General features: G+C 47.0%; 14 protein-coding genes. 6 read left to right on the top strand and 8 right to left on the bottom strand.

The window, feature by feature from the left end:
- Positions 1–7 precede the first annotated feature (7 nt).
- Positions 8–619, bottom strand: a complete 612-nt coding sequence (gene wrbA / locus OIK42_RS10385) for an NAD(P)H:quinone oxidoreductase (protein ID WP_273640308.1) — start codon at positions 617–619, stop codon at positions 8–10.
- A gap of 1 nt (position 620) precedes the next feature.
- On the bottom strand, positions 621–974 hold the full coding sequence (gene arsC / locus OIK42_RS10380; protein WP_273640306.1) for an arsenate reductase (glutaredoxin): 354 nt from the start codon (positions 972–974) through the stop codon (positions 621–623).
- A gap of 181 nt (positions 975–1,155) precedes the next feature.
- Between arsC and OIK42_RS10375 the strand changes: the two genes are divergently transcribed.
- Entirely contained in the window at positions 1,156–1,554 is a 399-nt protein-coding gene (locus tag OIK42_RS10375; RefSeq protein ID WP_273640304.1) for a TlpA family protein disulfide reductase, read from the top strand.
- Between the two features lie 561 nt (positions 1,555–2,115).
- Here the strand turns inward: OIK42_RS10375 and bepA are convergent.
- Positions 2,116–3,585 carry a beta-barrel assembly-enhancing protease gene (gene bepA / locus OIK42_RS10370; RefSeq protein ID WP_273640302.1) on the bottom strand — a complete coding sequence of 490 codons (1,470 nt, stop codon included), beginning with the start codon at positions 3,583–3,585 and terminating at the stop codon, positions 2,116–2,118.
- Between the two features lie 326 nt (positions 3,586–3,911).
- On the opposite strand from bepA, the gene OIK42_RS10365 reads away from it, so the two are divergent.
- On the top strand, positions 3,912–4,985 hold the full coding sequence (locus OIK42_RS10365; protein ID WP_273640300.1) for an AI-2E family transporter: 1,074 nt from the start codon (positions 3,912–3,914) through the stop codon (positions 4,983–4,985).
- Positions 4,986–5,062: 77 nt separating this feature from the next.
- On the opposite strand, the gene bcp is transcribed toward OIK42_RS10365, so the two are convergent.
- Together bcp and OIK42_RS10355 are read right to left on the bottom strand one after the other, a co-directional pair.
- Positions 5,063–5,536, bottom strand: coding sequence for a thioredoxin-dependent thiol peroxidase (gene bcp, locus OIK42_RS10360; RefSeq protein WP_273640298.1), 474 nt, complete (start codon positions 5,534–5,536; stop codon positions 5,063–5,065).
- Positions 5,537–5,540: 4 nt separating this feature from the next.
- On the bottom strand, positions 5,541–6,074 hold the full coding sequence (locus OIK42_RS10355) for a glycine cleavage system transcriptional repressor (protein WP_273640296.1): 534 nt from the start codon (positions 6,072–6,074) through the stop codon (positions 5,541–5,543).
- A 238-nt stretch (positions 6,075–6,312) separates the two neighbouring features.
- On the opposite strand from OIK42_RS10355, the gene dapA reads away from it, so the two are divergent.
- The 4 genes from dapA to OIK42_RS10335 all read left to right on the top strand — a co-directional run bounded on the left by dapA (position 6,313) and on the right by OIK42_RS10335 (position 10,040).
- Positions 6,313–7,197: a 4-hydroxy-tetrahydrodipicolinate synthase gene (gene dapA, locus OIK42_RS10350; protein WP_273640295.1), complete on the top strand. Its 885-nt coding sequence runs from the start codon at positions 6,313–6,315 to the stop codon at positions 7,195–7,197.
- 9 nt (positions 7,198–7,206) lie between these two features.
- Positions 7,207–8,319, top strand: a complete 1,113-nt coding sequence (gene bamC, locus OIK42_RS10345) for an NlpB/DapX family lipoprotein (protein WP_273640293.1) — start codon at positions 7,207–7,209, stop codon at positions 8,317–8,319.
- A gap of 13 nt (positions 8,320–8,332) precedes the next feature.
- The gene (gene purC / locus OIK42_RS10340; RefSeq protein WP_273640291.1) at positions 8,333–9,046 is read left to right on the top strand and encodes a phosphoribosylaminoimidazolesuccinocarboxamide synthase; all 714 of its coding nucleotides are present in this window, start codon (positions 8,333–8,335) and stop codon (positions 9,044–9,046) included.
- A 127-nt stretch (positions 9,047–9,173) separates the two neighbouring features.
- Complete coding sequence (locus OIK42_RS10335) at positions 9,174–10,040, top strand: DMT family transporter (RefSeq protein WP_309568760.1); 867 nt, start codon at positions 9,174–9,176, stop codon at positions 10,038–10,040.
- 126 nt (positions 10,041–10,166) lie between these two features.
- Here OIK42_RS10335 and yfaE read toward each other — a convergent pair whose 3' ends face one another.
- The 3 genes from yfaE to nrdA all read right to left on the bottom strand — a co-directional run bounded on the left by yfaE (position 10,167) and on the right by nrdA (position 13,958).
- Positions 10,167–10,433: a class I ribonucleotide reductase maintenance protein YfaE gene (yfaE, locus tag OIK42_RS10330; RefSeq protein WP_273640289.1), complete on the bottom strand. Its 267-nt coding sequence runs from the start codon at positions 10,431–10,433 to the stop codon at positions 10,167–10,169.
- A gap of 3 nt (positions 10,434–10,436) precedes the next feature.
- Complete coding sequence (nrdB, locus tag OIK42_RS10325; protein WP_273640287.1) at positions 10,437–11,567, bottom strand: class Ia ribonucleoside-diphosphate reductase subunit beta; 1,131 nt, start codon at positions 11,565–11,567, stop codon at positions 10,437–10,439.
- A gap of 69 nt (positions 11,568–11,636) precedes the next feature.
- Positions 11,637–13,958, bottom strand: a complete 2,322-nt coding sequence (gene nrdA, locus OIK42_RS10320) for a class 1a ribonucleoside-diphosphate reductase subunit alpha (protein WP_273640285.1) — start codon at positions 13,956–13,958, stop codon at positions 11,637–11,639.
- Positions 13,959–14,037: the final 79 nt, after the last annotated feature.

The following is a 14,037-nucleotide window of genomic DNA, read 5'->3' as shown; positions in this document are numbered from 1 at the left end:
GGGGTCGTCATAAAGCATCGCCTTTGGTTGCTTGAGCATGTAATGCACTGGCAAGTTGCGCAAGTCTCTTTCCTTGTGCCAGGCAAAGTGATTTTTCATCAGTGGTGAGTGTTGAGGTATTGCTATGGGCAACATGGGTAACACCATAAGGCGTACCACCACTGGTGGTGGAATGCAGAGCCGGCTCTGAATAGGGTATGCCGGCGATGACCATGCCGTGATGAAGCAGCGGCAGTGCCATCGACAGCAGGGTTGTTTCCTGACCACCGTGTAAACTCGAGGTCGAGGTAAATACACAGGCAGGCTTATTTATCAGCGCACCATCCAGCCACAAGCCACTGGTTGAATCGATAAAGTGTTTCATTGGCGCGGCCATGTTGCCAAATCGGGTAGGGCTTCCCAGTGCCAGGGCACTGCAATCCCGCAGGTCATCGAGGGTCACATAGGGCGGCCCCTGGCTTGGATCATCAGGGCGTTCAGCGTTTGGATCAGATGATATTGGTGGTACTGTGCGCAATAAGGCGCTGTGACCCGCCGCTTCAACGCCCATGCTAATGGCTCGGGCCAGTTGCGCGGTGGCGCCATGGCGGCTGTAATACAGGATGAGCACTGGTCCCATGTTAAACAATATCCAGTACCGATTCTGGTGGACGGCCAATTTTAGCCTGATCACCGTTAATGACAACTGGTCGCTCGATGAGCTTGGGATATTGCACCATCGCAGCAAAGCGCTGATCGTCGGTGGTATCAGCGCTATTGAGACCCGCCGCTTTATATTCGGGCTCTTTCACCCGCATCATCTGCGTAACATTTTCCAGGTCAAGCTTTGTGTAGAGCGAGCGGATTTCCTGTTCTGTCAGTGGCGTTTTCAAATATTCAATGATATCAACAGCGATATCTTTTTCTTCTAATAGTTTCAGGGTTTCACGACTTTTCGAGCAGCGCGGGTTATGCAGTATTTTTATATTAGCCATAATGTTCTACCGATAAAAAAGAGTTGCTATGATGAGGAGTGAACACACTATCATCGGGCTTAACAGATTGAAAATTGTCGCAGAGTATAAACGAATTACACGCCAACGTGGATCTTTCCGTACGCTTGTTTTGTGCCTAGCGGGTGTTGGCGCACTCATAACCGGTGTGTGGTTTAGTGCCATGCAAAGCTCATCGTTTATAACCGTCAGCGGCAGTAAAGTACAATGGCGCAGCGGTCAATGGACGGTGGTCAACTATTTTGCGGAATGGTGTCTGCCGTGTCTGCGCGAGTTACCAGAACTCAATGCATTTTACCAGCAGGGCAACGTAAGGGTGCTGGGCGTTAGCTTTGACGAACTCAGCCTCCCGGAACTGCAGCAATTAATTGAGCGCCGGGACATTCGCTTTCCGGTTCTTACTACCGAGTCGGCAACAGCGTTACCGGTAAGTATGCCAATTGTGTTACCCACTACCTACATTATTAGCCCGGCAGGTGAAGTAACGAAAACCATAAGGGGTGAAGTAACGGTTGAGCGGCTTAACCAGGCAGTGGCGCAAAGCCAGAGCGCAGATAACTGAGTGATTTAAAACACACTAAACTGTGCTAAGTTTGTGTATGTCAGCCCCGATATTTAATTAGCAATAATCAAACCCTTGCTAATTTTAGTTAGCAGATCACAAGTTTGGTTTGCGTCGATATACCGATAACTTACTTCAAGGATGAAGCACAATGAATTTTAAACCGATTTGTTGCCAGTAACCATTGTTGCCTTTGCATTTGTTTCATTAGTATCTTGTGCCGCGAAAACCTATGTCTTATCAGGCCAAACCCAGCACACTGAGCATTCTGATGGAAGCAAAGAGTCTTTAGTAACAGAGCTCGTTTTAAATAATTGCAACGTCAACGTTAGAACAGCAAGTGCTAATGGCGATACGCGGGTTTTAATCCTCTTTTCTAACCGGGCGTTTGAAGCCGACGGTTTTAGTCTTAAACCCCACAAAAATGACACTTGTACACTGTCGTTAATTAAAGGAACAGCCGCAGGATGATTGCAGTAAGGTGCTCGTCAAATGTGGTTGTGCGCGGAAACAAGCGACCGATAAACTTATTTTGTTAAACCTGTTCAGCACCTTAACTTACTAAAAATTTCTTAACTTTTCTTCAGCATCGCGCAGTTGTTGAATTCGCGCTCTGATGCGTTGTTTTTCGAGATGATCATCGCCGGTGTAATTGTAGGCGTGTTGCAGCTCGTCGATAGCATTGGGGTATGCGCCATACAACGCGAGCAATTCGGCTTTACTTTGATGCATCCCTTTGTAGGATTTTTCCGATTTATAAGCTTCGCTTAACAGACTGTAGGCCAGTTGATCGTGCGGTTTTACTAACAGATAGTCTCTTAGCAGTTCAATGGTTTTGCTGTATTGCTTCATTGTGAGGTAGGTATTGGCCAAATTTAACACCACAACGCTGTTGCGAGGTTTATTGAATATTTCCTTTTCCAGCATTTCAACCGCTGTCTGTGGCTGATTGAGCGCAATCAGAATATCGGTAGCAAGATCAATATAAAACAGATTGTTTGGATCGCGTTTGAGCAATTCATTGTTAATCTCTTGTGCCTGCGCCGCTTTGTCGTTGGCCAATAGAGCAATAGCCAGGCCATAACGGGCTGCTTCTTTAACTAAATAGTTGCCTTGCTCATTGACCGCCATGTAGTGCTCTAACGCGTAATCCGGGTCAAACTGATAACGCGCGAGTAGGCGGGCTTTGGCCAGATGAAAGGTTAAACTGGGCGGTAACCTGACCTCAGGGTAGCGGGCCATCCTGCTGCGGGCATCGGCAATCCGTTTTTCAGTTAACGGGTGAGTGAGCAGCCGTTCCGGTGGGCGCGAGCGTAACCGGTATTCTTCTGCCATTTTTCCAAAAAACGTGGCTGCAGCGCGCGGATCAAAACCGGCGTTGTACAGTATGTCAATGCCAATACGGTCAGCTTCCTGCTCGTTAGAGCGTGTGTAGTCTATCGTCATTTGCTGGGATATCGCAGATGAGGTTTGCAAGGCTGCCATACCAGCTTCAGGGTTTGCTGCAGCAAGTAAAATACTGCCCAACATGGACGCAATCTGCAAAGGTGAGCTGCGTTGCTGGGAAAGCGCCCGGCGCGCTAAGTGCCTCTGGGTTACGTGTGTGACTTCGTGGGCGAGCACTGAAGCCAGTTCACTTTCGGAATCAGCACTGGTGATAATACCGGAATGGACACCCACGTGACCGCCGTAAAATGCAAAGGCGTTCATGGCGCTATTGTTGATGACAAAAAATTCAAACGGAAACTTGGTGTTTTCAGCTTGCAGCACGAGCCGGTTACCCAGATCCTGAATGTATTCGCTCAATATCGGATCGTCGATAATAGGGGCCTGGCCACGCATCTGACGCATAATGGCATCGCCGATTAACATTTCCTTATCGACGGTGAGCGCTTCTGACGCCACCACACCAATATCCGGCAGCGTATTTTTGTCGCTGCCAATACTTTGGGCTATACCATTTACAGGCATCAGCAACGCTACCACGGTTAATGAAAAACCAACGATGCCGGATTGCAAATATTGTTTCATTATTCCTCGGATTAAGCCAAATACTGCTATATATACGACAACCTGAGGCTGATCAGTTCCCTGAAACCTGTAAAATAACGTAAATAAAGCAGTGCCACAGGGCAATATCATTTAATGACACCACAAGGGCGAGCGTGGCGCAAGTTCTAAGCGTTACAAACAGCAAGTTTGTCGGTATAGTAGCGCGGTGCATAAGAAGTTATCGTATAGCTTCTGTTTTTTAGCTAACTGATTGTTATATTTAATTTATTCTTAGTGTTATGGGCGTTGTCGGGCGTTTGGGTGTAAACCTGCCTGGCATTTTTGATTGTTGAAAGGAAAAGTGAATGTTTAGTGTTTTCGGGCGTTGGTACAGGCGTAAGTTTTCAGATCCTGATGCTGCGATGCTGCTTGTCCTTATTCTTATCAGCAGTGCATTGTTGCTGTTATGGGGCAACATGCTGATGCCGGTAATTGTGGCAGCGGTGATTGCCTATTTACTTGACTGGCCGGTCACTCAACTTAAACGCGTTGGGGTAGGGCGTCCTCTTGCGGTGGCGCTGGTGTTAATTTGTTTTGTGATGGTAATGGTGATGTTAACGGTAGGCTTAGTACCGGTGATTACCAAGCAGAGTGTCAGCTTAGCCCAGGAACTGCCGGTTATTTGGCAAAATGCCCAGACATGGCTGTTAACATTACCTGATAAATACCCCGAATATGTTCAGTTTTCGCATATTTATGAAATGATGGAAGGCGCTAATCAGCGCTTGGTGGATTTTGGCGAGCAAGCTCTGTCAGCATCGCTGGGGTCAATTACCAGTGTCGCCGCTCTGTTAATTTATTTTATACTGGTGCCACTAATGGTGTTCTTTATGCTCAAAGATAAACTCTATTTTACCGAGAGTATCTCACGCATATTACCCAAAGAACGTCGCCTGATTACCCAGGTGGGTAACGAAATGAATACCCAGATCGCCAATTATATCCGTGGTAAGGCAATCGAAATCATCATCGTCGGTGCCATTTCCTGTATTACTTTTGTGATTATGGATTTACGTTATGCCATGTTACTTGGCGTGTTAGTCGGTTTATCGGTGTTAATTCCTTACATTGGCGCGGCAGTCGTCACTATCCCGGTTGCAGTAGTCGCCATGTTTCAGTGGGGTATTACACCGCAGTTTTGGTATTTAATGGTGGCATATGGCGTTATTCAGGCGTTGGATGGTAATCTGCTGGTGCCTATATTATTTTCTGAAGCGGTGAGTTTGCACCCCCTGTATATTATTATTGCGGTGTTATTCTTTGGCGGTTTATGGGGCTTTTGGGGAGTATTTTTTGCTATTCCTTTGGCAACGCTGGTAAAAGCGGTTGTGACTGCCTGGTCTTCTACGCCACCGCCCCCTGAAATTATTAACTCTTAATGAGTGCAGTGACAAAAAAAGCCAGTATCGGCAACCGATACTGGCTTTTTTTGTAATGATAAAGAGCTTAAAGATGCTTAAGCGGCATCGCCCTCAAGGTAATTCAATATAACCAGATGATGTTCTTTGGTTTTAAATTTATTGAATACGTGCTCAATGTTGCCTTCTTCGTCTATCAGAAAGCTTAAACGGTGAATGCCGTCGTACTCTTTTCCCATGAACTTTTTAGGGCCCCATACACCGAATGCATCTGCTACCGCATGATCTTCGTCAGACAATAACGTGAAGTTAAGCTTTTCTTTTTCGATGAATTTAGGCAAACGTTTAACGGCATCCGGACTTATGCCAAGTACAACAACATTATGCTGTTCTAATTCGTTTTGAATGTCGCGTAATCCCTGAGCCTGAACGGTACATCCTGGTGTCATGGCTTTTGGATAAAAATAGACCAAAACCTTTTTACCTTTCAACGACTCCAACGAAACAGGATTACCATCCTGATCCGGTAAACTAAATAACGGGGCGGCAACGCCGGCAGAAAGTGTATTCATTCGTTTATCCCTTGTGTTTATCAACTATCTTGAGCGTCAGGTTTAGCACCTGACATAGCAAATTCAGGTTGTAACGGAATTCAGGCATGGCCACATCATCCGGGATGTTAACCACCAGTTTGAAACGCATCATTTTGTGTCCGGTTTCTTCGTCAGTATCGGTGGTCTGCCGGAACGCGCTTATTGAGGCCTGCTGATCGGCAAAAAAACGGGTAATTGCCTGAATTTGCCCTGGATTATCTACACCATTAAATTCGACATCATAGAGGTGGGTCAGATTTAGTTTGGTATGTTGGCGGGTACGTTTTAGTATGGATAACAGATCACGACGCTGGCATAACTCGGGGATGCTGAGCTCAACCCGGGTAATGGCATTATGTGACCCTTCAATGATCATGGTCAGCGAAAACTCCTGACCATAAATGGCATGTCTGCTATCTAAAATATTGCACTCAGACTCGCTGACCAGCGTAGCAATATCGCTTAAGATACCGGTCTGATCTGTGCCTAAAATAACGGCGATTAACTGTTGTTTCATGGATCTGACTCATCTGTTGGGGCGCAGATTCTAACACAGCAACCTGTAAAGTCGAACCGCACAAGCCCCCCGGCCATTGCAGAGATAAGCTAATTATCGGGTAAAATTATTCGTATGGATTATGCCCGGTGAATAAAAAGTATGACTTTCGGGTAATAATACTGATAACCAGCCTTCAAATGCTTGTTTTTAACCGGGCTGCCAATTACCATGTGCGCTCGCAAAAAGTGGAGAAAATATGTTTACCGGTAGTTATGTCGCGCTAGTCACGCCAATGAATGATGACGGCCAAATCGATTATCCTGCTCTGAGACAGTTGGTAGAGTTTCATATCCAGCAAGGCACCCATGGCATTGTGTCCGTAGGCACAACGGGTGAGTCTGCTACTTTACCTTTTGACGAGCACATCGAAGTAGTCAAACAAACCGTTGAAGCGGCGGCCGGGCGCACTAAAATTATTGCCGGTAGCGGTGCCAACTCCACCTCCGAAGCCATTTTCCTGAGTGAACAAATGGCTGGTCTTGGTATAGATGGCTTTTTGAGTGTGGTTCCTTATTATAATAAACCGCAACAAAAAGGCATGATTGCTCATTTTGAAGCAATTGCAGATGCCACTGATGTGCCGGTGATATTGTACAATGTGCCGGGGCGTACCGTCGCCGATATGCTGCCTGAAACGGTAGCAGAGCTTGCTAAGCATAAAAATATTGTGGGTATCAAAGACGCCACCGGCGATATTGCCCGCCTCAAAGCGACTCAGCAACTCGTTGCTGAAGACTTTGTGATATTAAGTGGCGATGATGGCACATCCTGTGAGTTCTTGTGTGAAGGTGGTCACGGCGTCATTTCTGTGACCGCGAACGTGGTACCCAAAGCCATCGCAACAATGTGTGACGCCGCGTTAGCAGGTGATTTTGCCCGCTGTCGACAGATTGACAGCACCATCGAAAAACTGCACTCTGCCTTGTTTGTTGAGCCAAATCCGGTGATGCCAAAATGGGCACTTTACAAAATGGGGCTGATGAAAAGCCCGTTTTTACGACTTCCTATGGTATTACCGGAACTTGAGAGCCAAAAAAGTATCGAAGCGGTATTGCATGAATACGCTTTAATTACGGAATAAGAGATAATTATGAATAAAAAACTGGCTTTGGTCAGCGGTATCGCCAGCCTTGTTCTTACCGCATGTGCGTCACAGCAAGACAGGCAGACGGCATCAGGCAGCTATGAATATTTAAAAGCTGAACAACGTACTAAACTGCAAGTTCCCAGCGATCTGGACGCACCCGAGTTTGAGGATGATTACGAACTGCCTACCGTAAGGCAAACCGGCAATTCCGCATATATTGGTCGTGATCTGGAAGTGGTGCCGCCGTCGTTGGTGATTCCGCTTGTCGCCGGCTCACATGTGCAGGATGGCTATCAGGGCGCAACGGTGCTTATTGATCAGATTAAAGATTCAGAGGCGCTGGATAAAACCATTTGGAATTCATTAATTGGTTATCTTGAAGAAAATGGCGTAGCAGTAGAGACATTTGCGCCTGATGATGGTCGCCTGATCACCGGCTGGGTACCGATTAATTTAGAGCAGGACGGTGACGACGATGGCTGGTTCAACTGGTCGTCGGACGAGGATAGCAAGGGGGCAACAGGGCGCTTTTTGTTCACACTGGAGCTTAAACCCCATGGCAGAACAGGGCAGCTTTCGGTCAGTTTACTGGATTTCAAAGAGGGTAAAACGTCGCTGGCAGATCGTAATCCAATGCAAGTTCGCCGCGACGAAGTGCAGATGCTAAACCGTGTTATTGGTCATTATGAATACCTCAATCAGCTCGAGACCAATCGTCGTATCGCCGAAATTCGCCAGGGCCTGGAGATGGAAATGGGCTTTGACAGCGATGGTAATCCGGCATTTGTATTAGATGCCAAATACGACATTGCCTGGCCACGAATTCAGTTAGTATTGCGCAAGTTAGGCTTTAACGTTAAAGATCTTGATAAACGCAATGGTTTGATATTTGTTCAGTATACTGATGAGCAAGTGAGTTGGTGGAAAGATCTGCTATCATCTGACGATGCCAAGTTACTCGACTACGAAGAGTATCGCCTGAAACTGAAGGATCTGGGGGCGAAAACATCGATTACCTTTATGGATAAAGAGAGCACCCCCTTTGATGCTAAAATGCTTACAGACTTGTTTGAACCTTTCGAGCAAGTAATGACCGAAGACGGCTTAGATATTTAATACGAGACTCATAATGGAAAAACGCGAAGAGCTTTACCGTGGTAAAGCGAAAACTGTTTATCTTACCGACGACAGTGACAAGCTGGTGTTGTATTTTCGTAACGACACTTCCGCATTTGACGGTGAAAAGATTGAACAATTGGATCGAAAAGGTGAGGTAAACAACAAGTTTAATCACTTTATCATGACCAAACTGGAAGAAGCGGGCATAGCTACGCAGCTTGAGTCGCTGATTTCTGATACCGAATCAGTGGTGAAAAAGCTTGATATGATCCCCGTTGAGTGTGTGGTGCGTAACGTGGCAGCCGGCTCACTGGTTCGACGTTTAGGCGTTGAAGAAGGCAAATTGCTGGATCCGCCGTTGTTTGAGTTTTTTCTGAAAAACGACGCGCTGCATGACCCAATGGTTAACGATTACCATATTGAGTCGTTTGGCTGGGCAACCAAAGCACAGGTTGCCAGAATGAAAGAGCTTACCTTTGCTGTTAACGACGTATTAAAAGCCCTGTTCGATGAGGGCGGTATGATTTTAGTCGATTATAAACTGGAGTTTGGCGTTGACAGCGATGGCAACATTATTCTGGGCGATGAATTTACCCCGGATGGCTGCCGTTTGTGGGATAAAACAACCCGCAACAAAATGGATAAAGACCGCTTCCGTCAGGGGCTGGGCTCTGTGGTCGAAACCTATATCGAAGTGGCCGACCGGTTAGGCTTAAAGCTGTAACCTCCAGCCTAAATTATTGCATTGTTAATCAATACCCGCATTTTGCGGGTATTTTTTTAGCTTAAAAAGGTTATCGTAGTAACCACAGTTGTCGCTATTGTTTTTGTGGGGGATGTTGGGTAATGAAATGTCTTTGATAAAGCTCGTGTTGTTATCGGCGATGGCGATGCTGGCCTTTGCGGCCAACTCGATATTGTGTCGTATGGCGTTGGTTGAAACCGATATTGACCCGGCAAGCTTTACGCTTTGGCGTTTAGCCAGCGGCACAGTGATATTGTCGGCCTTAGTAGTTACGCGTAACCTAAATGCGTCATCTGACAAGCTCACAATAGCCGCTCATGGCAATGTAAAATCTGCCATTGCATTATTTGTTTATGCGGCGGGATTTTCCTTTGCTTACATTAGTATGACAACCGGAGCCGGGGCGTTATTGCTGTTTGGCGCGGTGCAACTGACCATGATTAGCTGGGGGCTGGTTAAGGGCGAGCGGATGACACTACTGCAGTGGGCGGGTTTTACCCTGGCCATTGGGGGTGTGGCGTTGTTATTGCTGCCAAATGCTGCGGTACCCAATGTTTTCAGCGCAATGTTAATGGTATCTGCAGGGGTCGCCTGGGGAATTTATTCATTGTTAGGTAAGGGAACATCACAAGCGGTAGCCGCCACCGCAGGCAATTTTTTGCGCGCAACGCCACTTGGCGTGCTGTTGTTAGTTGCCTGCTGGCCTGAAGCTGGCGCTGATGCTGATGGTATTGCCTATGCCGTCGCGTCGGGCGCATTAGCATCCGGTGTAGGATATGCCCTGTGGTATACCATTCTGCCTCATATCGCAGCTATCAAAGCGGCGACGCTGCAGTTATCGGTACCGGTGCTGGCAGTACTGGGCGGATGGCTGTTTTTGAATGAAGCCGTGACCTTTCGTATATTAGTCAGCTCGCTGCTGGTTCTGGGCGGGGTGGCAATGGTGATTTGGGTGCGTAGTAAAGCGCGGTAGCTCATTTACGTGTTAGCGTTTGTCTGCGAATGCCGCTAAAAAGTTTACTTATTCAGGTGAGTGGAGATACCGCTGTGTGGTGTCTCTAACCGAAGGGAGACAATTCCCACGCAACATTCCGGCCTGTCAGCCAATTTGGATTTTGATATCCGATGTTGCTACGCAGCAGCAGGGCAGGATTTCATCGTCATCAATGAATGCCAGCGGGTCGGTAACATAGTCGACGTTACCGTGAATTATCCTGGTGCGGCAGGCGCCGCAAAAACCCTCGCGACAATGGTATTGCACGTCTATCTTATGAGACTCAAGACTTTCCAGCAGCGTTTTATCGGGTAATGCGGTCACCGTACCCGTATCGACAATGTCGATACGGTAGGTGTTGTCGTCGGCCATTGCCTATAGTTCAAAATCGGCAAAGTCGTCTTCACTAACAGAAGAGTCGATTTGACCAACCAGGTAAGAGCTGATTTCCGTTTCCTGAGGTGCAACCTGTACGTTGTCTGAAATCAGATAGTTATTCATCCATGGCAGGGGATTTGACTCCACCTTGTAAGGCTGGCCCATGCCGATAACCGCCATACGCTGGTTGGCGATGTACTCAACGTACTGACAGAGGATTTCTTTGTTGAGGCCAATCATTGAACCATGCTGAAACAAGTACTCTGCCCACTGTTTTTCCTGCTCAACGGCTTTCATAAATATGGCTTTGGCTTCGTCGGCACATTCTTCGGCAATCTCAGCCATTTCCGGATCGTCTTTGCCTTTGGCCCACAAATTCAGGATATGCTGGGTTGAGGTTAAATGCAGGTTTTCGTCGCGGGCAATAAGACGAATAATTTTGGAATTACCTTCCATCAGCTCACGTTCTGCAAAAGCAAACGTACAGGCAAAAGATACATAAAAGCGAATGGCTTCCAGGGCATTAACCGAGTTCATGCACAGGTACAGTTTTTTCTTTAATTCGCGCATGTTGACCGGGTAGGTTTCGCCCTCATTGGTATACACACCTTCGCCCTGGGTTTGCCATAGCTGTGTCGCGTAGATCAGATCGTCATAATATTTGGAAATGTCAGTGGCACGACGTTTGATTTCTTCGTTAACCACAATATCTTCAAAAATACTGCTGGGATCAGTAAACAGGTTACGCAAAATATGCGTGTAAGAGCGCGAGTGAATTGTCTCAAAAAACGACCAGGTTTCTACCCAGGTTTCCAGCTCCGGCAGGGAGATGATGGGCAAAAATGCAATGTTCGGACTGCGGCCCTGAACAGAGTCCAATAGCGTCTGGTATTTTAAGTTAGAAATGAAAATATGTTTTTCTGAGTCTGTCAGTTTTTGAAAGTCAACCTGATCGCGGCTGACATCGACTTCTTCCGGACGCCAGAAAAAGCTAATTTGTTTTTCGATCAGCTTCTCAAATATAGAATGCTTTTGTTGGTCGTAGCGCGCAACGTTAACCGGGTTACCGAAGAACATGGGTTCGTCGAGCTGATTAACATTTTGCTGATTAAACGTGGTGTATTTCATATTTTAATATCACTTCACTAGCGCAATAAGACTAAGACGCCCGGCACATGCCGGGCAAATTAACAAACGTCAGATTTTACAGGCGCCGCCTGCACAATCGTCATCTTCTTCGACGACCACTTCCTGTGCTGTCGGTTTGGCCTGTGCTGCCTGTGTAGACTCCACAGGTGAATCGGAGGCACCATCACGGGTGTTATGGTAGTACAAGGTTTTTACACCCAGTTTATAAGCGGTTAGCAGATCTTTGAGCAGTAACCGCATTGGTACCTTACCGTTTTCGTACTTAGATGGGTTGTAGCTGGTATTGGCAGAAATTGTTTGATCAACAAACTTTTGCATAATGCCACATAACTGAAGATAGCCATCATTCGACGGAATATCCCAAAGTAACTCGTATTGATCCTTAAGACGCTCGTACTCCGGGACGACCTGTTTCAGCACACCATCCTTGCTCGACTTAATACTGATGTGACCACGTGGCGGTTCAATACCATTAGTCGCATTAGAGATTTGTGAGGAGGTTTCTGACGGCATCAATGCTGAAAGCGTAGAGTTACGCAAACCATGTTCAACAATATCCGCGCGCAGACTTTCCCAATCAAGATGCAATGGCTCATTACAAACGCTATCAAGATCTTTCTTGTAGCTATCAATCGGCAACACACCCTGAGAGTAGGTGGTTTCATTAAATTTAGGGCAGGCGCCTTTTTCTTTTGCCAGGTTGTTCGACGCTTTGAGCAGGTGATACTGCATCGCTTCAAAGGTTTTATGCACCAGGCTGTTGGCGCTAAAGTCAGAATATTTTACGCCGTTCTTAGCCAGGTAATAAGCAAAGTTAATTACACCTATACCCAGGGTACGGCGATTCATGGTGGCGTTATAGGCTGCCGGTACCGGATAGTCCTGATAATCGAGCAGGCTATCGAGGGCACGTACCGCTAAATCGGCCAATTCTTCAAACTCATCCAGTGATTTAATCGCGCCCAGGTTAAAGGCTGATAACGTGCACAGCGCGATTTCGCCGTTTTCATCGTTAACATGCTCAAGGGGCTTAGTAGGTAGCGCAATTTCCAGGCACAGGTTGCTTTGACGAACCGGAGCAACCTTTGGATCGAAGGGGCTGTGGGTATTACAGTGATCAACGTTTTGCAGGTATATACGGCCTGTGCTGGCGCGTTCCTGCATAAACAGGCTGAACAGCTCCATGGCTTTGATACGTTTTTTGCGAATCGACTCATCCTGCTCATACTTAACGTAGAGCTCTTCAAACTTAGGTTGATCAGCAAAGAAAGCATCATACAGACCCGGCACGTCCGACGGACTGAACAAGGTGATGTAATCATCTTTCATCATGCGCTGATACATTAACTTGTTAAACTGCACACCATAATCGAGGTGGCGTACGCGGTTTTCTTCTACTCCGCGGTTGTTTTTAAGTACCAGTAACGACTCAACCTCAAGGTGCCACAGCGGATAGAACAAGGTCGCGGCACCGCCACGCACGCCGCCTTGTGAGCAGCTTTTAACGGCGGTCTGGAAGTACTTGTAAAACGGTATACAGCCCGTGTGGAAGGCTTCGCCACCACGAATAGGGCTGCCCAGCGCACGTATACGGCCGGCATTAACACCAATACCGGCACGCTGACTCACGTACTTCACAATGGCACTGGCGGTGGCGTTAATCGAATCCAGGCTGTCGCCGGTTTCAATTAACACGCATGAACTAAACTGACGGGTAGGGGTACGTACGCCCGACATAATAGGCGTTGGTAACGACAGCTTAAACGTAGATGTCGCATCGTAAAAACGGCGGATATAGCCAAGACGCGTATCTTTAGGGTAATTAGCAAACAGGCAAGCGGCGACTAAAATGTAAAGAAACTGCGCACTTTCATAAATCTCACCGGTTACACGGTTTTGCGCCAGGTATTTCCCTTCCAGTTGCTTAACGGCGGCATAACTGAAGTTCATGTCACGCCAGTGATCGATATAGCTATCCATCTCGGCGAATTCTTCTGCCGTGTAATCTTCCAGCAGGTGGGTATCGTATTTGCCCATATCAACCATACGCGCCACGTGGCTGAACAACTTAGGGGGTTCAAAGCGGCCAAAGGCTTTTTTGCGTAAGTGGAAAATCGCTAAACGTGCCGCCAGATACTGGTAGTCGGGCGCATCTGTAGAGATCAGATCTGCCGCTGACTTGATTAGCGTTTCATGAATTTCGGCGGTTTTAATCCCGTCGTAAAACTGTATGTGGGCTTTGATTTCTACTTGAGAAACCGAAACATTCTGCAACCCTTCGGCGGCCCAGGTAATGACTTTATGGATTTTCTCAAGATCGATGGGCTCTTGTTCACCATTACGTTTGGTGACGGATAAATTGTTATTCATTTTAATGGCCGTTTGTCAGTTAGCGCTGGTGTTGTGGCATGAATATCATGCCAGTATCGTATTCAATAGTGTCTTGCGA

Source organism: Alteromonas gilva (genome assembly GCF_028595265.1).
In the GTDB taxonomy this organism is placed as follows: Bacteria; Pseudomonadota; Gammaproteobacteria; order Enterobacterales; family Alteromonadaceae; genus Alteromonas; species Alteromonas gilva.
This window is presented reverse-complemented; position numbering and strand designations above follow the sequence as displayed.

Bases quoted from the DNA above. Each gene is read 5' to 3' on its own strand.
- OIK42_RS10355 (WP_273640296.1), bottom strand. From the start codon at position 6,074: ATGAAACAACAGTTAATCGCCGTTATTTTAGGCACAGATCAGACCGGT.
- bcp (WP_273640298.1), bottom strand. From the start codon at position 5,536: ATGAATACACTTTCTGCCGGCGTTGCCGCCCCGTTATTTAGTTTACCG.
- dapA (WP_273640295.1), top strand. From the start codon at position 6,313: ATGTTTACCGGTAGTTATGTCGCGCTAGTCACGCCAATGAATGATGAC.
- yfaE (WP_273640289.1), bottom strand. From the start codon at position 10,433: ATGGCCGACGACAACACCTACCGTATCGACATTGTCGATACGGGTACG.
- OIK42_RS10335 (WP_309568760.1), top strand. From the start codon at position 9,174: ATGTCTTTGATAAAGCTCGTGTTGTTATCGGCGATGGCGATGCTGGCC.
- purC (WP_273640291.1), top strand. From the start codon at position 8,333: ATGGAAAAACGCGAAGAGCTTTACCGTGGTAAAGCGAAAACTGTTTAT.
- bepA (WP_273640302.1), bottom strand. From the start codon at position 3,585: ATGAAACAATATTTGCAATCCGGCATCGTTGGTTTTTCATTAACCGTG.
- bamC (WP_273640293.1), top strand. From the start codon at position 7,207: ATGAATAAAAAACTGGCTTTGGTCAGCGGTATCGCCAGCCTTGTTCTT.
- OIK42_RS10365 (WP_273640300.1), top strand. From the start codon at position 3,912: ATGTTTAGTGTTTTCGGGCGTTGGTACAGGCGTAAGTTTTCAGATCCT.
- wrbA (WP_273640308.1), bottom strand. From the start codon at position 619: ATGGGACCAGTGCTCATCCTGTATTACAGCCGCCATGGCGCCACCGCG.
- nrdA (WP_273640285.1), bottom strand. From the start codon at position 13,958: ATGAATAACAATTTATCCGTCACCAAACGTAATGGTGAACAAGAGCCC.
- nrdB (WP_273640287.1), bottom strand. From the start codon at position 11,567: ATGAAATACACCACGTTTAATCAGCAAAATGTTAATCAGCTCGACGAA.
- OIK42_RS10375 (WP_273640304.1), top strand. From the start codon at position 1,156: ATGCAAAGCTCATCGTTTATAACCGTCAGCGGCAGTAAAGTACAATGG.
- arsC (WP_273640306.1), bottom strand. From the start codon at position 974: ATGGCTAATATAAAAATACTGCATAACCCGCGCTGCTCGAAAAGTCGT.